The organism is Streptomyces sp. NPDC006743, from assembly GCF_040703815.1.
Lineage (GTDB): Bacteria > Actinomycetota > Actinomycetes > Streptomycetales > Streptomycetaceae > Streptomyces.
The window spans coordinates 1-1,939 of record NZ_JBEYJA010000153.1; the positions used below are offsets into that span (position 1 = coordinate 1).

The 1,939-nt window shown below is 65.5% G+C and carries 2 protein-coding genes and 1 pseudogene; all 3 read left to right on the plus strand.

Translation table 11 applies throughout. The features are described 5' to 3' along the window. The first annotated feature begins 47 nt into the window (after nucleotides 1-47). Nucleotides 48-362, plus strand: coding sequence for a pore-forming ESAT-6 family protein (locus tag ABZ719_RS37610; RefSeq protein ID WP_366729664.1), 315 nt, complete (start codon nucleotides 48-50; stop codon nucleotides 360-362). After that, a complete protein-coding gene (locus ABZ719_RS37615) occupies nucleotides 301-852 on the plus strand; it encodes a DUF6507 family protein (RefSeq protein ID WP_366729663.1) in 552 nt (183 codons plus the stop codon). The genes ABZ719_RS37610 and ABZ719_RS37615 overlap by 62 nt, the downstream gene beginning before the upstream one ends. After that, nucleotides 849-1,939: pseudogene (locus ABZ719_RS37620) on the plus strand (protein phosphatase); the annotation flags it as partial. The gene ABZ719_RS37615 and the pseudogene ABZ719_RS37620, both read left to right, overlap by 4 nt.

Genomic DNA, 1,939 nt, shown 5'->3' on the forward strand with positions numbered 1-1,939 from the left:
TCCGGGTTTTCTGGGTTGGTTGTTGGTTTGGTGGGGAGTGGTGTGTGATGGCGGGTTCGGGTTCGGATCGTCGGTCGTATGACACGGGTGCGTCGGGGGATGTGCAGGGGAGTCTGCAGGCGGTGGTGGCGCGGTTGGAGGAGGTGATCGCGCAGCGGGATCGTCAGGTGAAGGCGGCGATGGCTGATTTCATGGCTGATGGTGTGGCGGATGAGTATCACGGTAAGGAGCAGCGGTGGAACCGGGCTTCGCATGAGGTGCGGAACATCATCGGTCTGGTGAAGTCGACGTTGGAGAAGAATGACGCGACGGCGCATTCGACGTTGGCGAAGGCGAAGTCGGCGGTGGACAACATCGGCTGAGTGGCTGGTGGTGCCGGCGGCTGGTGGTGCCGGTCGGCGGCCGGCCGGGGTCGTGTGCTGTTCGGTGTTGGCTGTTGGTGGTGTGTTCGGGGGTTTTTGGGTGTCTGGCTGGGATCTGAGGCCGCAGGGTATTTCGGGTGTGTTGAAGTCGGTGGGTGAGTCGGCTTCTCGTCTGCAGTCGTGTGCGACGGCGTTCGGGGAGCATTTGACGTCGGCGGCGTCGTCTGCGGGGACGGTCTCGGCGGATGCGGGTGCCGCCGGCGGTGGTGGTAGGGCGCAGGGGGGTCTGGTGGCGTTGGCGTTGTCGCAGTATGCGGAGCATGCGTCGAAGGATCTTCAGTTCGTGGGTGCGCGGGCGGGTAAGTCGTTGCAGGGTGTGGTGGATGCGACGACGGCGTATTTGAAGGGTGATGAGGAGATGGCGGCGCGGGCGCAGCGTGCTGCGCTGGGTGCGCCGCGGCTGGATGTGCCCGGGGTGGGCGGGAAGTGATCGAGCCGGGGGAGATTCCGCAGTTCACGGGTGATCTGGGGCTGTTGGAGAAGGCGTATGGGGATCTGAGGGCGGACGCGGGTCGTGTCCGGGATGCGGGGGGTGAGGTTCATTCCCGGTTCCAGGGGTTGTCGGCGTATTACCGGGCTCCGGAGGCGGAGGAGTTGTTCGCGTCGACGAGGCCGGTGAAGGAGCGGGCGGACTCGTTCGCGTCGGGTCTGGAGTCGGTGTCGGGTGCGTTGTCGGGGTATGCGGCGGAGATTCGTCCGCTGGTGAAGAAGCTGGCTGATCTGAAGGAGGAGGCGACGGCGTTCGTCGCTTCGGTGAAGGGTGATGACGACTGGGAGTACGACGGGGGGAAGGTCGCGCATCACAACCGGATCCGGGACGAGGTCACGCGGGCGGTGGCGGCGTTCTGGGCGGCGGAGCGTACGTGTCACAACAAGATCACCGCTCTGTTCCATGGGACGCAGATGGTGGCGGGGGATGGTTCGGACCGTAAGGATCAGTACGGGTTCGATGCGGCTGATCTGAAGAACGCGAAGCTTCCCTGGGGTGATCCGGTGGAGGAGAAGCACCACTGGTATGAGGTGGGGCACTGGGTGAAGTCGTTCGTGTGGGACGGGTTGATCGTCGATGGGGTGTGGGGGACGGTCAAGGGTCTGGGCACGCTGGTGGGGTTCGGTGGGTGGGAGGCGATGGGTCAGGCGTGGAAGGGTCTGGCTCAGTTGGCGACGGGTCTGGTGATCTCGTCCCTGCCGGGTGTGGGCACTTTGTTCTGGGCGTTGCCGGACGACAGGCTGCCGTCGTGGTTCCGTGATTCGCGCAGGGCGATGAAGGAGACGGGCAAGGCGCTGGTGGCGTGGGACGAGTGGGGTAAGAATCCGGCGCGTGCGGCGGGTGCGGTGACGTTCAATGTGCTGACGACGGTGTTCACCGGTGGTGCGGGTGGTGCGGCGTCGGGTGCGGGGAAGGCGGGGGCGGTCGCGAAGGCGTTGTCGGTGGCGGGGAAGGCGGGCAAGGTCATCGATCCGATGACGTATGTCGCCAAGGGTGCCGGGGCGGGTCTGTCGAAGATCGGGGACAT

What these genes read in the sequence shown, in the direction of transcription:
- ABZ719_RS37610 (WP_366729664.1), top strand. Translation starts at nt 48, where the DNA reads ATGGCGGGTTCGGGTTCGGATCGTCGGTCGTATGACACGGGTGCGTCG.
- ABZ719_RS37615 (WP_366729663.1), top strand. Translation starts at nt 301, where the DNA reads ATGACGCGACGGCGCATTCGACGTTGGCGAAGGCGAAGTCGGCGGTGG.